Source organism: Pseudomonas sp. S2_A02 (genome assembly GCF_054668495.1).
The window spans coordinates 2,399,473-2,414,514 of record NZ_CP162776.1 but is presented as its reverse complement, the minus strand read 5'-3'; the positions used below and the strand labels follow the sequence as shown (position 1 = coordinate 2,414,514).

Sequence of the window (15,042 nt, the reverse complement as noted above, 5' to 3'; positions counted from 1 at the left end):
TCCGATGACCGCCGTACTCGATACACTCGTCGCGGTGCGGCGAACCGCAATGGACCTGCTCGCGCGACGCGAGCACGGTCGAGTTGAGCTGACGCGTAAACTGCGTCAGCGCGGCGCCCTCCCTGAAATGATCGACACAGCACTCGACCGTTTGACGGAAGAGGGCCTGTTGTCCGAGTCCCGTTACCTCGAAAGCTTTGTTTCCTACCGTGCCCGTTCCGGTTATGGCCCTTTGCGAATTCGCGAAGAGTTGAGCCAGCGCGGCCTGCAACGTACCGACATCGAACTGGCCTTGCGCGAGAGCGGTATCAACTGGCAGGAACAACTGGAAGACACCTGGCGGCGCAAATTTGCTGGGCACCTGCCGATAGACGCCAGGGAACGTGCCAAACAGGGCAGGTTCCTGAGTTATCGGGGGTATTCCATGGAAATGATCAGCCGCTTGTTCAGCGGCCGAGGGATGGACGATTGACTGAAACGGCTCGCTATTTCGATAGCGGGCCGTTTTTTTTCCTCACGTTACCTTGGACGGTTCCCGTGTGCGTTGTTGCGCCTGGGGTTTGGACTGGGCCCAGTTTTCCGGCAGGTTGATGTAATCCACCAACTCCCGCAGACGACCATGATCACGGGCGTTGAAGGTGAAGGAAAGTCGCGCCAGATGACTGAACTGCGGTTCGTCGTGCTCCTCACCGCTGTAGGCGTGCTGATGGAAATGATCGCTCAGGCACAGGTCGACGAATGCCTCCTGCATGTGTTCAAGCGCCCGGTCGCTGAGTTTGTGGTTCATGCGAATCACGAACTGATGCTTGAGCCAGCGGCTGGAGTGGAAGTTGCTGTAGAACTGATTGATCTGCTCCACTGCCTCTTCGGCGCTGTAGACCAGGCTCAACAGCTTCATGTCGGTTGGCAGGATGTAGCGATTTTCCTCCAGTTGCTGGTGAATGAAGTCCAGCGCGCCTTGCCAGAATTTGCCGCCCGGCGCATCCAGCAGCACCACGGGCACCAATGGGCTTTTGCCGGTCTGGATCAGGGTCAGCACTTCCAGTGCTTCATCCAGCGTACCGAAACCGCCTGGGCACAGGACCAGCGCATCGGCCTCCTTGACGAAGAACAGTTTGCGGGTAAAGAAAAAGTGGAAGGGCAGTAGATTCCCGGTGCCATTGACCGTGGGATTGGCATGCTGCTCGAAGGGCAGGGTGATATTGAACCCCAGGCTGTGTTCCAGGCCGGCACCTTCGTGGGCCGCCGCCATGATGCCGCCGCCGGCACCGGTGATGACCATCATGTCCGAGCGCGCCAGAGCGGCGCCAAGCTCTCGGGCCAAACCATACAGTGGGTGTTCTATCGGCGTGCGGGCCGAGCCGAAAACAGTGACTTTTCGTCGTCCCTTGAACTGCTCCATCACACGGAAGGCATGCTCGAGTTCGCGCAAGGCTTGCAGGGTGATCTTGGCATTCCAGCGGTTGTGATCTTCCTGGGCCATGCGCAGCACAGTCAGGATCATGTCGCGGTAAATCGGGATGTTGGGGCTGTTGGGTGAAACCAGGTTGAGTTGTTCTTCGACCTTGCTGGTGAGGTCGTGGCCGCTTTCTTGAAAATGACGGCTCAGGAGGTCATTCGGTTGGTAAGGCATTCAACTTCTCCTTCTGCACAGAACCCTTGGCCCGACAAAACAATCGTCGGCGCCGCGACACCCCTTGTGTCGCTGTCTGCCCAAGCCCTTGCCTGGGCGCTCCATCTGACTCGGTTGCAATCGAGCCATCCATACGGGCTCTGCTTATCCCTTGAATGAAAGAAACGTTTGCACAATAAGACACGCAATGGGCAGCCCCTTTTCTGCCCTGAAAAAAATCAACGTGAACACTTTGAATTTAGACCCTCGCAACGATTTTTGCTGCTTGATCATTGCGCCGCAAAGTCTTTCCTGGCAACCGCTTATTGACGATTTGCAAGGTGCTTTCACCGCTCGTCTGAACGCAAGCCGTATGTCGTGCGCTCTGATTTACTAAGTTACAGGCGTGACACGACAGCTTTGCGTCAATGGCAGGACACAACGTTCAAGCAATTTCAGGGATTTATCGCGTGATCAATGACGATCAATGCGTGCAAGGAGGCGGGAAACTATGCCCAGAGTCACTCTGGAGATCGATGCGCAACTGTATCGATTGCTGAAATTATCAGCCGAGACCAATCATTTGAGTCTCGAAGAGGAGTGCTGCCGGCGTCTGGAGGGCGGGGAGCGACGTTCGCGCTACTTGCAGGCGCTGCTGGCAGAACTGCGCGCCGAGGATGAACAGCGGCGCGCCAATTCCCGTTGATTACTTTTTCTTGGTTGGTGTGGCTTTCGGGCAATCCGATTCCTGGAAGCTTGCGGAGCCGACCGGGCGATTGGTCTTCACTTCGGTAAAGTCGTAACGCATGATCGCACCCTTGGCCATCAGCTTGCGGAACCCCTCGTTTCTGCAGACGGAGGCGCCAAGCTGGAAGTACACGGCTTTCGGATCGGCGCGCATCTTGTCGGCGTGACTGCTCTGAACGCTCAGGTGATTGATCAACTGATTGCCTTCGACGGTATAACCCTGATCCAGAAGGTCTTCGTTGATCGCCCGTGGCGTGCCGACGCTGCTTTGTACGGCGACGTTTCGCAGCTCTCTATTCAGATTCTGCTCACTCAAGGATGCAGCCTGAGCGTTGAAGGACGACGCCAGCAGAATGGCAGCGGTGGGAACGATAAGGCGCAGCATGAAACTCTCCTGGTTCAGTGACTGGTGGTTCGACCAGCCACGTGACTGTGCGTTCAGTGGCGGCGAATTATAGGGGAGGTGGTCTGGTCGGTACAGGCTTGCGCTGGCCGCTCTGGTAAACTGCTGGCCTTTATTGCCTTGCCGAGTGCCGTTTGTGTCGAGTTTTCCTGTCTGCCGGTGTTGCCCAAGATGAACCACGCCCCCAACGCCGTAGCCCGCTTGCGTGATCAGCGAGAGGAAGAGGGCATCAAGCCGATTCAGGCCCGTGGCTGGCGGGCAACCCGTTGCCGTGCCTGCCGTGTAATCGAGAGCCACTGCCTATGCGCCTGGCGTCCGCAGGTCGATACCCGTAGCGGCGTGTGCCTGATCATGACCAATAAAGAAGTGTTCAAACCAAGCAACACCGGTTGGCTGATTGCCGATGTGGTGCGCGACAACCATGCGTTCATTTGGTCACGCACGGAAGTCGATGAACAACTGCTGGCGCTGTTGGCCGACCCACAGTGGCAACCCTATCTGGTGTTTCCGGGCGAATACGTCGAACCCGAGCGAGTTACCCACAGCGTCGAGGTCGATAGCACCAAGCGCCCACTGTTTATTCTGCTGGACGCCACCTGGACCGAAGCCCGGAAGATTTTCCGTAAAAGCCCCTATTTTGATGCGTTGCCGATTCTGAGCCTGCTTCCTGAGAAGCTTTCACGGTACCGATTGCGCAGGTCCACCCGCAGCGAGCACCTGTGTACGGCCGAGGTGGCGGCGCTGTGCCTAGATCTTGCCGGCGATACAGACGCTGCCTCGGCGCTGGACGCTTATTTTGATGTGTTCAGCCAGCATTACCTGGACGCTAAACATCAGCTGGATGTGAATGTTGCAACACCGGCCCATGCCGAGCTGATGCCCTTTGTGCCGCACGCGGCTCCCGTCGTTTGCTGAGAGTCGCCCATACTGCAAAAGAACCAGGCTTGCTGGCAGGGCCATGCAACTTGACCACCCCGGCTTCGCTGGGCATGCTTGGCGCCGATTAGGGCGCGGCCAAGGTTTGAAACGCTGCTTTTTTTACGTAATTGGCGTTGAACGTGCCCTGTTGGTGCTGCTGCGTGGCTGCACCTCGAGTTGTTTTGGCGAGGCCTGAAATGCATCAGGCATCCCCATAAAAACAGGATCATTTGAAAAATGGCCACATACGAAATCCTGATTGCCGATGACCACCCTCTTTTTCGTAGTGCCCTGCATCAAGCGTTGACCCTGGGCCTGGGCCCGGATGTCCGTCTGGTGGAAGTGGCAAGCATTGCCGAGCTGGAAACCCGTCTGGACGAAAAGGCCGACTGGGATCTGGTATTGCTGGACCTGAACATGCCAGGGGCTTACGGTTTTTCCGGGCTGGTGCTGTTGCGTGGCCAGTATCCGCAGATTCCGGTGGTGATGGTGTCGGCTCAGGAAGAAGCGTCGATCATGGTGAAATCCCGTGAATTCGGCGCCAGCGGTTTCATTCCCAAGTCCAGTGATTTGAGTGTCATTCAGAAAGCCGTACGCGCGGTGCTCGATGGCGACGTTTTCTGGCCGCCCCAGGCCTTCGAAGCGGTCAGCGTTTCCGCCGAAGCCAAGGCTGCCAGCGAAGGCCTTGCCAGCCTGACACCTCAGCAGTTCCGTGTGTTGACCATGGTCTGTGAAGGTTTGTTGAACAAACAGATTGCTTACGAGTTGAGCGTTTCCGAAGCAACAATCAAAGCCCACGTCACGGCCATTTTCCGCAAGCTGAATGTGCGGACCCGGACTCAGGCCGCGCTGCTCTTGCAACAACTTGAGTCAATTTCGAGCCACTAAGTGCTACATGTTCACGCTTTTTTGACTTTGCTTGATCTAGCTTTCCCACTCCTTTTTGGTCAGTTGCCCACTTTATGTCACCTTTCAAAGGCCAGACCGGCCTCAAACGCATCCTCAACGCCTCCGGCTACTCACTGGACGGCCTGCGCGCGGCCTTCACCGGTGAAGCGGCTTTCCGGCAACTGGTGCTGCTTAACGTCATCCTGATTCCGCTGTCGTTTTTCCTGAACGTCAGCCGCGTCGAGCAGGCGCTGCTGATTGCAGTCTGCCTGTTGGCCTTGATCGTCGAATTGCTCAATTCGGCGGTGGAAGCGGCCATCGACCGCATTTCCCTTGAGTTGCACCCGCTGTCCAAGAACGCCAAGGACATGGGCAGCGCCGCTCAATTGGTGGCATTGAGCATGATTGCGCTGGTATGGGCGGTGATCCTGCTTTAAGCGATGGTGGGCAGGACGATCTCGTCGCTGCGCTGAACCCCGGCGGTGAACGCGCGGCACAGTTCGAGGAACTCGCGCATCGCCGATGTCTGATATTTCTGTTTGTGCCAGATGAAATAGAACTGCCGTGCCAGGTCCAGATCCGGTGTTTCCACCGGTACCAGACTGCCGCGGCGGAACGCATCGCGCAGCGCCAGGCGTGAAATGCAGCCAATCCCCAAGCCTGATTCCACCGCGCGCTTGATCGCTTCGGTGTGTTCCAGCTCCAGGCGAATGTTCAGCGCGCTGCGATGGTGTCGCATGGCCTGGTCGAACGTCAGCCGTGTGCCCGAACCTTGTTCGCGGAGAATCCACGCCTCATGACTCAGCTCCTCCATGGTCGCGATGCCACGTTTGGCCAGCGGATGCTGAGGCGCGCAGAACACCACCAACTCATCTTCGACCCAGCTCTGCACTTCGATGTCCGGATGGCTGCAGTCGCCTTCGATTAGACCCAGATCAATTTCATAATGCGCGACCTGTTGCACGATGTTGGCAGTGTTCTGCACATGCAGCTTCACCTGGCTTTCCGGATGGCGCTGCATGAAGCTGCCGATCAGCAGAGTGGCGAGGTAATTGCCGATGGTCAGGGTCGCGCCGACCGCCAGAGAGCCGAAACCGGACTTGCCGTTAAGCAAGTCTTCAATCTCCTTGGCTTGGTCGAGCAGGGCCACCGCCTGCGGCAACAGCTGTTTGCCGAGGGCGTTGAGGCTCAGCCGTTTGCCGGCGCGATCGAATAGCTGACAGCTGCACTGGCGCTCGAGCTCGGTGATTGAGGTGCTCGCCGCCGATTGTGAGAGGTTGAGCGTCAATGCAGCACGGGATACGCTTTCCTGCTGGGCGACGGCGACGAATACTTGAAGTTGACGGAGAGTAAATCGCATATCGATATAACCGATAACCCTTATCTTAATAATCCAGTTAACAGATATTGTCGCTGCCATTAGAATGCGCTGCAATTGCGCACATCATCGGCGCAGGCAAATCTCCAGGAGTCCCACGTACATGAGCAACATGAACCACGAGCGTGTCCTCAGTGTTCACCACTGGAACGACACTCTGTTCAGCTTCAAGTGCACCCGCGATCCGGGCCTGCGCTTCGAGAACGGTCAGTTCGTGATGATCGGCCTGCAACAGCCCAATGGCCGCCCGCTTATGCGTGCTTACTCGATTGCCAGCCCAAACTGGGAAGAGCATCTCGAGTTCTTCAGCATCAAGGTGCCTGATGGCCCGCTGACTTCCCAGCTGCAGCATCTGAAGGAAGGCGACGAGATCATCATCAGCAAGAAGCCTACCGGCACGTTGGTGCTGGATGACTTGAAGCCTGGCAAACATTTGTACCTGCTCAGCACCGGTACCGGTCTGGCGCCGTTCATGAGCGTCATCCAGGACCCGGAAACCTACGAGCGTTTCGAAAAAGTGATCCTGTGCCACGGCGTGCGTTACGTCAATGAAGTCGCTTACCGCGAGTTCATCACCGAGCACTTGCCGCAGAACGAGTTCTTCGGCGAGGCGCTGCGTGACAAGTTGATCTACTACCCGACCGTGACCCGCGAGCCGTTCGAGAACGAAGGCCGCCTGACCGACCTGATGCGCAGCGGCAAGCTGTTCAGCGACATCGGTTTGCCACCGATCAACCCGCAGGATGACCGCGCCATGTTGTGCGGCAGCCCGAGCATGCTCGACGAGACCAGCGAAGTTTTGAATAGCTTCGGCCTGAAAGTCTCGCCGCGGATGCGCGAGCCGGGTGATTACCTGATCGAGCGTGCGTTCGTCGAGAAGTAAGTTTCGCTGAAAAATGTGGGAGCGGGCTTGCTCGCGAAGACGGTTTAACATTCAACGATGATGTTGACTGAGAGTCCGCTTTCGCGAGCAAGCCCGCTCCCACATTGGTTTGGCGTAGACCATAAAAAGCCCGCGTAGCCTTAAGGCTGCGCGGGCTTTTTTATGCTGGACACAATCTCTACGCTTTGGACACAGGAATGACTTCGAGGACGCGGATCAGGTCGGGCGTGGGGTAATGCCAGCGCACATCCACATCCCAGAACTGCGCGCCGTATTCCCTTTCCGGTGCAGGAATCTGATACGCCGGGCGTGGGTCTTGTGCCAGGCATTGCTCGATCAGCTCGACCAACGGCTCATCAAGCCGCTGAGCGTGGCCATGAGCCTGTTGCAGCGCTGAGTCTGTCCACTGCACGGGAATCAGCAGCGGCGGGGCGCTGGCGATGCTGTTGGACGCCGTGTCGATGATGTCCGCGTAAGGCACGTAAGGTTTGATGTCGAGAATCGGCGTGCCGTCGAGTAGGTCGATGCCGGAGATCCACAGCCGATCGGCTTCGACTTTATCCAGTTTGACCACCGATTGACCAATGCCATTGGGCCGGTGCGTCGCCCGAGTGGCAAATACGCCCATGGATTTGTTACCACCCAGACGCGGAGGGCGGACTTTCAAGCGTGGCTTTTCTTCCAGGGACTGATGGAACAGGAACAACAACCAGACATGGCTGACCTGCTCCAGTCCTTGCACCGCATCACCTTGATCGAACGGCGCCACCAACTCCAGCACGCCTCGAGCGGCCGGGGCCAGTTGTGGCTGGCGCGGAATGGCGAACTTCTCCTTGAAACAGGAGCGCACGAAGCCGATGGGGGAAACGCTGTAGGTCATGGTTTGGGGTCAAGGCGGAGTTGAGGCGGGCATGATAACCCACCCAAAGATCGTTCCCACGCTCTGCGTGGGAATGCAGCCCGGGACGCTCTGCGTCCCAAAGCGGACGCAGAGCGTCCATTGAGGCATTCCCACGCAGAGCGTGGGAACGATCATTGGGAGGAGATCAGAGACTAAACCCACCATCCAAAGGAATGATATTCCCGGTCATATACGCCCCGGCCGTACTCGCCAGGCTGATCGCCAACGCCGCCATCTCTTCCTCCCGCCCCCAGCGCCTCATCGGAATCAACGCCGTATCGTCCGCCAACGCCTGCTCATCATTGCCAATATGCTGAGTCATCTTGCTCGGAAAACGCCCCGGCGCAATCACATTGACGTTGATGTGCTGGCTTACCAGTTCCCGCGCCAGAATCCGCGACAGTTGATGTAGGGCGGCTTTACTCGGGCCGTAGGCATACGCCTGTTCGCCAAAGGACGAAATCCCGGCCACCGAACCAATGTTGATGATCCGTGCCGGGTTCGCCGCCGAACCGGCCTTGCGCAATAGCGGCAGAAATTGCTGGATGCAGTTGAACACCGAGGTCACGTTGAGCTGCATGACCTTTTCCCAGCCCTTGACCGGGTAACTCTCCAGCGGCGCGCCCCACGTGGTGCCGGCGTTGTTCACCAGAATATCTAGCTGACCGATCTGTTCACTCAGGCGTGTAGCCAATTGCTGGACGCCTTCTTCGTGGGCCAGGTTGGCAGCTATCGCGTGACAAACCCCGAAGGCACTCAGCTCAAAGGCAGTTTGCTGGCCGGCGTCGGCATCGCGGGCACACACGTACACAGTGGCGCCAGCCTCGACATAAGCCTTGGCGATCATTTTGCCGATACCGCGGGTGCCGCCGGTCACCAGAGCGGTGCGGCCTTGCAGGGAAAAGTAGGGATGCATGGCGAGTCCTGAGAGCTGAGGGTCAATACACCCTAGTCGTCAGCCGCCAGAAGCGGAGCCACTATTTTTGCGAGGAATGAGGGTCTATACAGCCTTGAACTGCCACCGTCCCTGTAGGAGCGCAGCTTGCTGGCGAAGGCGTTTTCAAGATCGCCTTCGCCAGCAAGCTGTGCTCCTACAGGTTCGTGGGCGATTTACTGCGGGCGAACGCGCAGGGTCAGGCCCTTGAGGAAGTTGCGCAGCAACTGGTCGCCGCAGGTGCGGTAGTTGGTGTGGCCGAACTTGCGGAACAGCGCGCTCAGCTCAGGCTTGGACACCGGGAACTCGGCAGCCTTGAGGATCGCGTGCATGTCGTCTTCCTTCAGTTCGAAGGCCACACGCAGCTTCTTCAGGATGATGTTGTTGGTCACCGGCACTTCGATTGGCTGCGGCGGACGGCTTTCGTCCTTGCCGCGCTTGAAGATCACCAGGCCATCGAGGAAATGCGCCATGACTTCGTCTGGGCAGCGTACGAAGCCTTCCTCGTCTTCCTCTTTCTTGTCGAGGTAGGTCAGCAGGTCTTCCATGGACACGTCCATGCCGCCGAGCTTGATGATCTCGATGACTTTCTTGTCGCTGATGTCGAGCATGTAGCGCACGCTGCGCAGTACGTCGTTATGAATCATGGTGTGCAGTCCTGATATTCAGCAGTGGGCGCCGCATAAACAGCGGCGCCGAAATGTATGGCGGCGTGAAAAGTCTTAGAACTTCTCTTTGCCGGACAGGTAGCGCCATTGCCCCAACGGCACTTTGCCGATGGACACGCCGCCGATGCGGATGCGGCGGATGGCGACGACCTTCAGGCCTACAGCCTGGCAAAACAGGGCGATCACGCCCGGTTGTGGGTTCTTCATCGCAAAGCGCAGGCGGTTTTCGTTCTGCCAGCTGGCTTTGACCGGCGGCAGTTCCTTACCCTTGTAGGTCAGGCCGTGGTTCAGGCGGTTGAGGCCGTGAGCCACCATGTCGCCTTCAACTTCGACCACATACTCTTGCTCGATCTTGGCGGAGTCTGCAGTGAGTTTGCGCAGGATCTTCCAGTCCTGGGTGAACACCAGCAGGCCGCTGGCATTGGCCTGCAGGTCGGTGCTGGCGGTCAGGCGCAGGAAGTGGCCCTTGAGCGGGCGTTTGCCGTAGCGGTGTTCTTCGCTCAGGGTCTCGGCGCTGATGGTCGCCATGGCTGTGTCCGCGTCCATGCCCGCGGGAACGTTGAACAGGATGGTCACCGGCTCCGGCGCAGTGGCCTTGGCCTCTGGGTCGAGCTCGACTTTTTGGGTGTCGACCTTGAACTGCGGCTCGTCGATGACTTCGCCGTCCACGGTGACCCAGCCGCCCTCGATGAACAGCTCAGCCTCCCGACGGGAACAGCCGACGAGTTCGATGAGGCGTTTGGAGAGACGAATCGGGTCAGTCATGACAGGGCCGTAACAAAAAAGGGGTGGGCATTGTACCTGCCTGGCGCCGGTTAATCCCGGCTCCATTTGCCGCATGTGCTTTTAATGTGGGAGCGAGCCTGCTCGCGAAAGCGTCATCATCTTCAACATCATTGTCGATTGATAGGCCGCTTTCGCGAGCAGGCTCGCTCCCACAAGGGTTTCATGTTGTGTCAGCCATTACGCGTCAGTTGTTGAGACTGGCGCAAACGCATGTGCAGCAACGGATAGGGCTGGCCCATGCCGTCATGCTCGGAGCGACCGATCACCTCAAAGCCCTGTTTGAAGTAAAACCCCAAGGCCTGCGGGTTTTGCTCGTTGACGTCCAGTTCATCGGCGTTCAGGTGTTCCAGGGCGTAGCGCAGCAATTGCTTGCCCAAGCCTTTGCCGCGATGCGCCGGGTCGATGAAGAGCATTTCGATCTTGCCCGCCGCGACGCCGGCGAACCCGGTGATGCGCTGGCGCGAGTCTTTGGTGCAGATCAGCATCACCGCGTCGAGGTAGCGGGTCAGCACCAGATTCTTCAGCAGGTCGATGTAGCTGTCGGGCAGAAAGTCATGGGTGGCGCGCACCGAGGCTTCCCATACTTGGGTGAGTTCTTCGTAATCGCTCTGTTTCGGTGTGTGAATTACCGAGTGTTGGTGCATGCCCGCTGGCCTCTCTTGCGTGGATGACGCGAGTTCTTTCTCTCACAAAACGATAGACGTAAAAAAGCCCCGCATCTCGTCAAGAGAGCAGGGCTTTTTGTATTTTTTGCGTTTAGATCTGTTCAGCCCACAGGTCGTATTCGTCGGCGTCGGTCACTTTGCACCAGACTTTGTCGCCGGGCTTCAAGTTGCTGCCGTTGTCGATGAACACGTTGCCGTCGATTTCCGGGGCATCGAAGAAGCAACGGCCGACCGCGCCTTGCTCGTCGACTTCATCGACCAGCACTTCGATTTCACGGCCGATGCGCATTTGCAGGCGCGCCGAGCTGATGGCCTGTTGGTGCGCCATGAAACGGTCCCAACGGTCTTGCTTGACGTCGTCCGGCACGATGGCCGCGTCCAGCAGGTTGGCCGGTGCGCCTTCGACCGGCGAATACTGGAAGCAGCCAACGCGGTCCAGCTGCGCTTCGGTCAGCCAGTTCAGCAGGTACTGGAAGTCTTCTTCGGTTTCGCCGGGGAAGCCAACGATGAAGGTCGAGCGGATGATCAGGTCCGGGCAGATCTCGCGCCAGTTCTTGATCCGTGCCAGGGTCTTGTCTTCGAAGGCTGGGCGTTTCATGGCTTTCAGGACTTTCGGGCTGGCGTGCTGGAACGGGATGTCCAGGTACGGCAGGATTTTCCCGGCGGCCATCAGCGGGATGAGCTCGTCGACGTGCGGGTACGGGTAAACGTAGTGCAGACGCACCCAGACACCGAGAGTGCTCAGTGCTTCGCAGAGTTCGGTCATGCGGGTTTTCACCGGCGCGCCGTTCCAGAAGCCGGTGCGGTATTTCACGTCGACGCCGTAGGCGCTGGTGTCCTGGGAAATCACCAACAGCTCTTTGACCCCGGACTTGACCAGGCGCTGGGCCTCATCGAGCACGTCACCGACCGGACGGCTGACCAGTTTGCCGCGCATTGACGGGATGATGCAGAAGCTGCAACTGTGGTTGCAGCCTTCGGAAATCTTCAGGTAGGCGTAGTGGCGTGGGGTCAGTTTGATCCCTTGCGGCGGCACCAGGTCGATCAGCGGGTTGTGATCCTGACGCGGTGGCACCACGGCGTGCACGGCGTTGACCACTTGCTCGTACTGCTGCGGACCGGTCACGGCCAATACGCTTGGGTGCACGTTGCGGATGTTGCCTTCTTCGACGCCCATGCAGCCGGTCACGATGACCTTGCCGTTTTCCTTGATGGCTTCGCCGATCACTTCCAGGGACTCAGCCTTGGCCGAGTCGATAAAGCCGCAGGTGTTGACCACCACGACGTCGGCGTCCTGATAAGTGGACACAACGTCATAGCCTTCCATGCGCAGCTGGGTAAGGATGCGCTCGGAGTCGACCAGTGCTTTGGGGCAACCCAGGGATACGAAGCCAACCTTTGGATTGGCCGGCGCAGGAGTGGTGGACATGTCTAACCTCGGTGTTTTGGGACGCCTCCAGCCGAGAACGGCAAGGCGACAGACGGGCGCTTACGTTCTGTCTCGTGAATACGCTGCTTTTTGACTCGTCAAAAAATAGCGGTGACTCGCGAGAAAGGACGTTTTCTGCGCCTCTGATCAAAAAGTGCGCAATTCTAGCGATGGGCGGCGCACTTGACCAGCTTTATGCAGGGAAATACGACGAGTGCTGCGCTATGCTTCGCGCCGTTAAGCTTTACCGATTTTCTACAGTCAATAAAACGTCTGTAACAACAAGTAAAACAGCGCATGCTGCACGACAAGGCATAGTGCTTCTTATAAGAAGTCCGGGTTTGAGTAGTAGGAGTTTTGGATGGGGCAGGCAAGTAGTCAAGCGGCGGGCGCCGAGCATTCGGCAGCAAAACCGATCGGCATGCTGGTCGCGGCGGTCGGGGTGGTGTATGGCGATATCGGCACGAGCCCGCTGTACACCCTCAAAGAAGTGTTTTCCGGTGGCTATGGCGTGCCCGTCAACCATGACGGCGTGCTGGGCATTCTGGCGCTGATCTTCTGGTCGCTGATCTGGGTCGTCTCGATCAAATACATGATGTTCGTGCTGCGTGCCGACAACCAGGGCGAGGGCGGGATCATGGCCTTGACCGCCCTGGCCCGACGAGCAGCGGCGGGGCATGCAAAATTGCGCACCTTGTTGGTGGTCTGTGGGCTGATCGGCGCGGCGCTGTTCTACGGCGACAGCATGATCACCCCGGCGATTTCTGTGCTGTCGGCGATTGAGGGGCTGGGGCTGGCGTTCGAGGGCATCGACCATTGGGTAGTGCCGCTGTCGCTGGTGGTGCTGGTGGCATTGTTCCTGATTCAGAGCCACGGTACGGCGCGGATCGGCATTCTGTTCGGTCCGATCATGGTCACCTGGTTTCTGGTGCTCGGCGCATTAGGCGTATATGGCATCAGTCAGCACCCGGAAGTGTTGCAGGCGATGAATCCGGTGTGGGGCGTGCGTTTCTTCATGGTTCACCCGGGCATGGGGGTTACGATTCTTGGCGCCGTGGTGCTGGCATTGACCGGTGCTGAGGCGCTGTACGCCGACATGGGCCACTTCGGTCGTAAGCCGATCGCCCGGGCCTGGTTCATCCTTGTGCTGCCCGCTCTGGTGCTGAACTACTTCGGGCAGGGTGCGTTACTGCTCGGTGATCCGGAAGCCGCCCGTAACCCGTTCTATCTGCTGGCGCCAAGCTGGGCGTTGATCCCGTTGGTGGGATTGTCGACCATGGCCACGGTGATTGCCTCGCAAGCGGTCATCTCCGGTGCGTTCTCCCTGACCCGTCAGGCGATCCAGCTCGGCTACATTCCGCGCATGCACATTCAGCACACATCCAGTGCCGAGCAGGGCCAGATCTATATCGGCGCGGTGAACTGGGCGCTGATGGTTGGCGTGATCCTGCTGGTAATAGGCTTTGAGTCCTCCGGCGCGTTGGCCTCGGCCTACGGCGTAGCGGTGACCGGCACCATGTTGATGACCACGATTTTGGTGTCGGCGGTGATGTTGCTGCTGTGGAAGTGGCCACCGGTCCTCGCGGTGCCGGTGTTGCTGGGTTTCCTGTTGGTGGACGGTCTTTACTTCGCTGCCAACGTGCCGAAAATCATACAGGGCGGTGCGTTCCCGGTGATTGCCGGTATCGCGCTGTTCGTATTGATGACCACCTGGAAACGCGGCAAGCAACTGTTGGTGGAGCGACTGGACGAAGGCGGGTTACCGCTGCCGATCTTCATCAGCAGTATCCGCGTACAACCACCGCATCGGGTTCAGGGCACCGCCGTGTTTCTGACCGCTCGCCCGGACGCCGTGCCTCACGCGCTGTTGCACAATCTGCTGCATAACCAGGTGCTGCACGAGCAAGTGGTGCTACTGACGGTGGTGTACGAAGACATCCCGCGCGTTCCGCCACAACGGCGTTTCGATGTCGATTCCTACGGCGAAGGGTTCTTCCGGGTGATCCTGCACTTCGGCTTCACCGACGAGCCGGACGTGCCTGAGGCCTTGAAACTGTGCCATCTGGATGACCTGAATTTCAGTCCGATGCGCACCACCTACTTCCTCAGTCGCGAGACAGTCATCGCTTCCAAACTCGAAGGCATGGCCCGCTGGCGCGAGTTGTTGTTCGCCTTCATGTTGAAGAATGCCAATGGTAATTTGCGGTTCTTCAATCTGCCGCTGAACCGGGTGATTGAGCTGGGTACGCAAGTCGAGATGTAAGCCACATGAAAAAGCCCCCGTTGCCATGAAGGTAGCGGGGGCTTTTTATTGACTGGCATTTGATCCCAATCCAACGAAGAACCCTGTGGGAGCGGGCTTGCCCGCGATAGCAGTATGTCTGCCACATCAATGTTGGATCTGCGGCCGTCATCGCGGGCAAGCCCGCTCCCACAGGTATTTGAGTGTCTGCAGGAACGCGGCTTTTCCGTCCCTGCGCCTTTACTTGCTTTCAGTCAGCTCTTCTTCAGATTCGGTCTTGGTCCGGGCGGGTCGCGGTGTCAGCACCTTCACCACATCATCAATCACTGCCTTGGACATAGCCGTCAAATAATGCGCGGCCCAGGCGTGGCGGTCGGTGTCTTTTGCATAGGCTGCATCCTCGGTAAATGATTTGGCGAGGAACAGCAGGTCGGAGGCTTGTGACAATGCATCAACGATGGGGACGCCGGCGCGGACGTTGAACAACGCCTGATCCGAGCAGTAGATGAGCGGGGTGAGGCCGATGGTTTTTAGTTCTGAAATCGCGGATGAATCAATTTTAGTCATGTCTATTTCCCAAGCTTGAGG

Annotated in this window: 17 protein-coding genes; 7 read left to right on the top strand and 10 right to left on the bottom strand. The window is 58.2% G+C overall.

Features of this window, described 5'->3' with window-relative positions:
• Positions 1 to 4: 4 nt before the first annotated feature.
• Positions 5 to 472, top strand: a complete 468-nt coding sequence (gene recX, locus AB4O41_RS11140; RefSeq protein ID WP_048393833.1) for a recombination regulator RecX — start codon at positions 5 to 7, stop codon at positions 470 to 472.
• 42 nt (positions 473 to 514) lie between these two features.
• Here the strand turns inward: recX and AB4O41_RS11135 are convergent, their stop codons facing one another.
• A complete protein-coding gene (locus AB4O41_RS11135; protein WP_460147752.1) occupies positions 515 to 1,633 on the bottom strand; it encodes an LOG family protein in 1,119 nt (372 codons plus the stop codon).
• A 490-nt stretch (positions 1,634 to 2,123) separates the two neighbouring features.
• On the opposite strand from AB4O41_RS11135, the gene AB4O41_RS11130 reads away from it, so the two are divergent.
• Positions 2,124 to 2,318: a hypothetical protein gene (locus AB4O41_RS11130; protein ID WP_007907277.1), complete on the top strand. Its 195-nt coding sequence runs from the start codon at positions 2,124 to 2,126 to the stop codon at positions 2,316 to 2,318.
• On the opposite strand, the gene AB4O41_RS11125 is transcribed toward AB4O41_RS11130, so the two are convergent.
• Positions 2,319 to 2,744 (bottom strand): PA3611 family quorum-sensing-regulated virulence factor, encoded by a 426-nt coding sequence (locus AB4O41_RS11125; protein WP_367374381.1) that lies wholly within the window; start codon positions 2,742 to 2,744, stop codon positions 2,319 to 2,321.
• A gap of 189 nt (positions 2,745 to 2,933) precedes the next feature.
• Between AB4O41_RS11125 and AB4O41_RS11120 the strand changes: the two genes are divergently transcribed.
• The 3 genes from AB4O41_RS11120 (at position 2,934) to AB4O41_RS11110 (ending at position 5,005) form a co-directional block, all read left to right on the top strand.
• A complete protein-coding gene (locus AB4O41_RS11120; RefSeq protein ID WP_460147751.1) occupies positions 2,934 to 3,677 on the top strand; it encodes a tRNA-uridine aminocarboxypropyltransferase in 744 nt (247 codons plus the stop codon).
• A 240-nt stretch (positions 3,678 to 3,917) separates the two neighbouring features.
• Positions 3,918 to 4,568: a response regulator transcription factor ErdR gene (gene erdR, locus AB4O41_RS11115; protein WP_052966391.1), complete on the top strand. Its 651-nt coding sequence runs from the start codon at positions 3,918 to 3,920 to the stop codon at positions 4,566 to 4,568.
• Positions 4,569 to 4,642: 74 nt separating this feature from the next.
• Entirely contained in the window at positions 4,643 to 5,005 is a 363-nt protein-coding gene (locus AB4O41_RS11110; RefSeq protein ID WP_008153979.1) for a diacylglycerol kinase, read from the top strand.
• On the opposite strand, the gene AB4O41_RS11105 is transcribed toward AB4O41_RS11110, so the two are convergent.
• Entirely contained in the window at positions 5,002 to 5,928 is a 927-nt protein-coding gene (locus AB4O41_RS11105; RefSeq protein WP_007907288.1) for a LysR family transcriptional regulator, read from the bottom strand. The two genes, AB4O41_RS11110 and AB4O41_RS11105, sit on opposite strands and share 4 nt — an antisense overlap.
• Before the next feature lie 121 nt (positions 5,929 to 6,049).
• Here AB4O41_RS11105 and fpr point away from each other — a divergent pair, with 121 nt between their 5' ends.
• Positions 6,050 to 6,829, top strand: a complete 780-nt coding sequence (gene fpr / locus AB4O41_RS11100) for a ferredoxin-NADP reductase (protein WP_003443014.1) — start codon at positions 6,050 to 6,052, stop codon at positions 6,827 to 6,829.
• A gap of 178 nt (positions 6,830 to 7,007) precedes the next feature.
• Here fpr and tsaA read toward each other — a convergent pair whose 3' ends face one another.
• The 6 genes from tsaA to rimO all read right to left on the bottom strand — a co-directional run bounded on the left by tsaA (position 7,008) and on the right by rimO (position 12,212).
• Positions 7,008 to 7,709, bottom strand: coding sequence for a tRNA (N6-threonylcarbamoyladenosine(37)-N6)-methyltransferase TrmO (tsaA, locus tag AB4O41_RS11095; RefSeq protein WP_460147750.1), 702 nt, complete (start codon positions 7,707 to 7,709; stop codon positions 7,008 to 7,010).
• Between the two features lie 166 nt (positions 7,710 to 7,875).
• A complete protein-coding gene (locus tag AB4O41_RS11090; protein ID WP_460147749.1) occupies positions 7,876 to 8,646 on the bottom strand; it encodes an SDR family oxidoreductase in 771 nt (256 codons plus the stop codon).
• A 194-nt stretch (positions 8,647 to 8,840) separates the two neighbouring features.
• Positions 8,841 to 9,311 (bottom strand): YehS family protein, encoded by a 471-nt coding sequence (locus tag AB4O41_RS11085; RefSeq protein WP_008010137.1) that lies wholly within the window; start codon positions 9,309 to 9,311, stop codon positions 8,841 to 8,843.
• A 75-nt stretch (positions 9,312 to 9,386) separates the two neighbouring features.
• Positions 9,387 to 10,097 carry an rRNA pseudouridine synthase gene (locus tag AB4O41_RS11080; RefSeq protein ID WP_123719810.1) on the bottom strand — a complete coding sequence of 237 codons (711 nt, stop codon included), beginning with the start codon at positions 10,095 to 10,097 and terminating at the stop codon, positions 9,387 to 9,389.
• Between the two features lie 191 nt (positions 10,098 to 10,288).
• The gene (locus tag AB4O41_RS11075) at positions 10,289 to 10,762 is read right to left on the bottom strand and encodes a GNAT family N-acetyltransferase (protein WP_460147748.1); all 474 of its coding nucleotides are present in this window, start codon (positions 10,760 to 10,762) and stop codon (positions 10,289 to 10,291) included.
• A 112-nt stretch (positions 10,763 to 10,874) separates the two neighbouring features.
• On the bottom strand, positions 10,875 to 12,212 hold the full coding sequence (gene rimO / locus AB4O41_RS11070; RefSeq protein ID WP_460147747.1) for a 30S ribosomal protein S12 methylthiotransferase RimO: 1,338 nt from the start codon (positions 12,210 to 12,212) through the stop codon (positions 10,875 to 10,877).
• Between the two features lie 361 nt (positions 12,213 to 12,573).
• Between rimO and AB4O41_RS11065 the strand changes: the two genes are divergently transcribed.
• Complete coding sequence (locus AB4O41_RS11065; protein ID WP_460147746.1) at positions 12,574 to 14,475, top strand: potassium transporter Kup; 1,902 nt, start codon at positions 12,574 to 12,576, stop codon at positions 14,473 to 14,475.
• A gap of 219 nt (positions 14,476 to 14,694) precedes the next feature.
• On the opposite strand, the gene AB4O41_RS11060 is transcribed toward AB4O41_RS11065, so the two are convergent.
• Positions 14,695 to 15,021, bottom strand: coding sequence for a DUF3077 domain-containing protein (locus AB4O41_RS11060; protein WP_460147745.1), 327 nt, complete (start codon positions 15,019 to 15,021; stop codon positions 14,695 to 14,697).
• Positions 15,022 to 15,042: the final 21 nt, after the last annotated feature.

Bases quoted from the DNA above. Each gene is read 5' to 3' on its own strand.
- recX (WP_048393833.1), top strand. From the start codon at position 5: ATGACCGCCGTACTCGATACACTCGTCGCGGTGCGGCGAACCGCAATG.
- AB4O41_RS11135 (WP_460147752.1), bottom strand. From the start codon at position 1,633: ATGCCTTACCAACCGAATGACCTCCTGAGCCGTCATTTTCAAGAAAGC.
- AB4O41_RS11130 (WP_007907277.1), top strand. From the start codon at position 2,124: ATGCCCAGAGTCACTCTGGAGATCGATGCGCAACTGTATCGATTGCTG.
- AB4O41_RS11125 (WP_367374381.1), bottom strand. From the start codon at position 2,744: ATGCTGCGCCTTATCGTTCCCACCGCTGCCATTCTGCTGGCGTCGTCC.
- AB4O41_RS11120 (WP_460147751.1), top strand. From the start codon at position 2,934: ATGAACCACGCCCCCAACGCCGTAGCCCGCTTGCGTGATCAGCGAGAG.
- erdR (WP_052966391.1), top strand. From the start codon at position 3,918: ATGGCCACATACGAAATCCTGATTGCCGATGACCACCCTCTTTTTCGT.
- AB4O41_RS11110 (WP_008153979.1), top strand. From the start codon at position 4,643: ATGTCACCTTTCAAAGGCCAGACCGGCCTCAAACGCATCCTCAACGCC.
- AB4O41_RS11105 (WP_007907288.1), bottom strand. From the start codon at position 5,928: ATGCGATTTACTCTCCGTCAACTTCAAGTATTCGTCGCCGTCGCCCAG.
- fpr (WP_003443014.1), top strand. From the start codon at position 6,050: ATGAGCAACATGAACCACGAGCGTGTCCTCAGTGTTCACCACTGGAAC.
- tsaA (WP_460147750.1), bottom strand. From the start codon at position 7,709: ATGACCTACAGCGTTTCCCCCATCGGCTTCGTGCGCTCCTGTTTCAAG.
- AB4O41_RS11090 (WP_460147749.1), bottom strand. From the start codon at position 8,646: ATGCATCCCTACTTTTCCCTGCAAGGCCGCACCGCTCTGGTGACCGGC.
- AB4O41_RS11085 (WP_008010137.1), bottom strand. From the start codon at position 9,311: ATGATTCATAACGACGTACTGCGCAGCGTGCGCTACATGCTCGACATC.
- AB4O41_RS11080 (WP_123719810.1), bottom strand. From the start codon at position 10,097: ATGACTGACCCGATTCGTCTCTCCAAACGCCTCATCGAACTCGTCGGC.
- AB4O41_RS11075 (WP_460147748.1), bottom strand. From the start codon at position 10,762: ATGCACCAACACTCGGTAATTCACACACCGAAACAGAGCGATTACGAA.
- rimO (WP_460147747.1), bottom strand. From the start codon at position 12,212: ATGTCCACCACTCCTGCGCCGGCCAATCCAAAGGTTGGCTTCGTATCC.
- AB4O41_RS11065 (WP_460147746.1), top strand. From the start codon at position 12,574: ATGGGGCAGGCAAGTAGTCAAGCGGCGGGCGCCGAGCATTCGGCAGCA.
- AB4O41_RS11060 (WP_460147745.1), bottom strand. From the start codon at position 15,021: ATGACTAAAATTGATTCATCCGCGATTTCAGAACTAAAAACCATCGGC.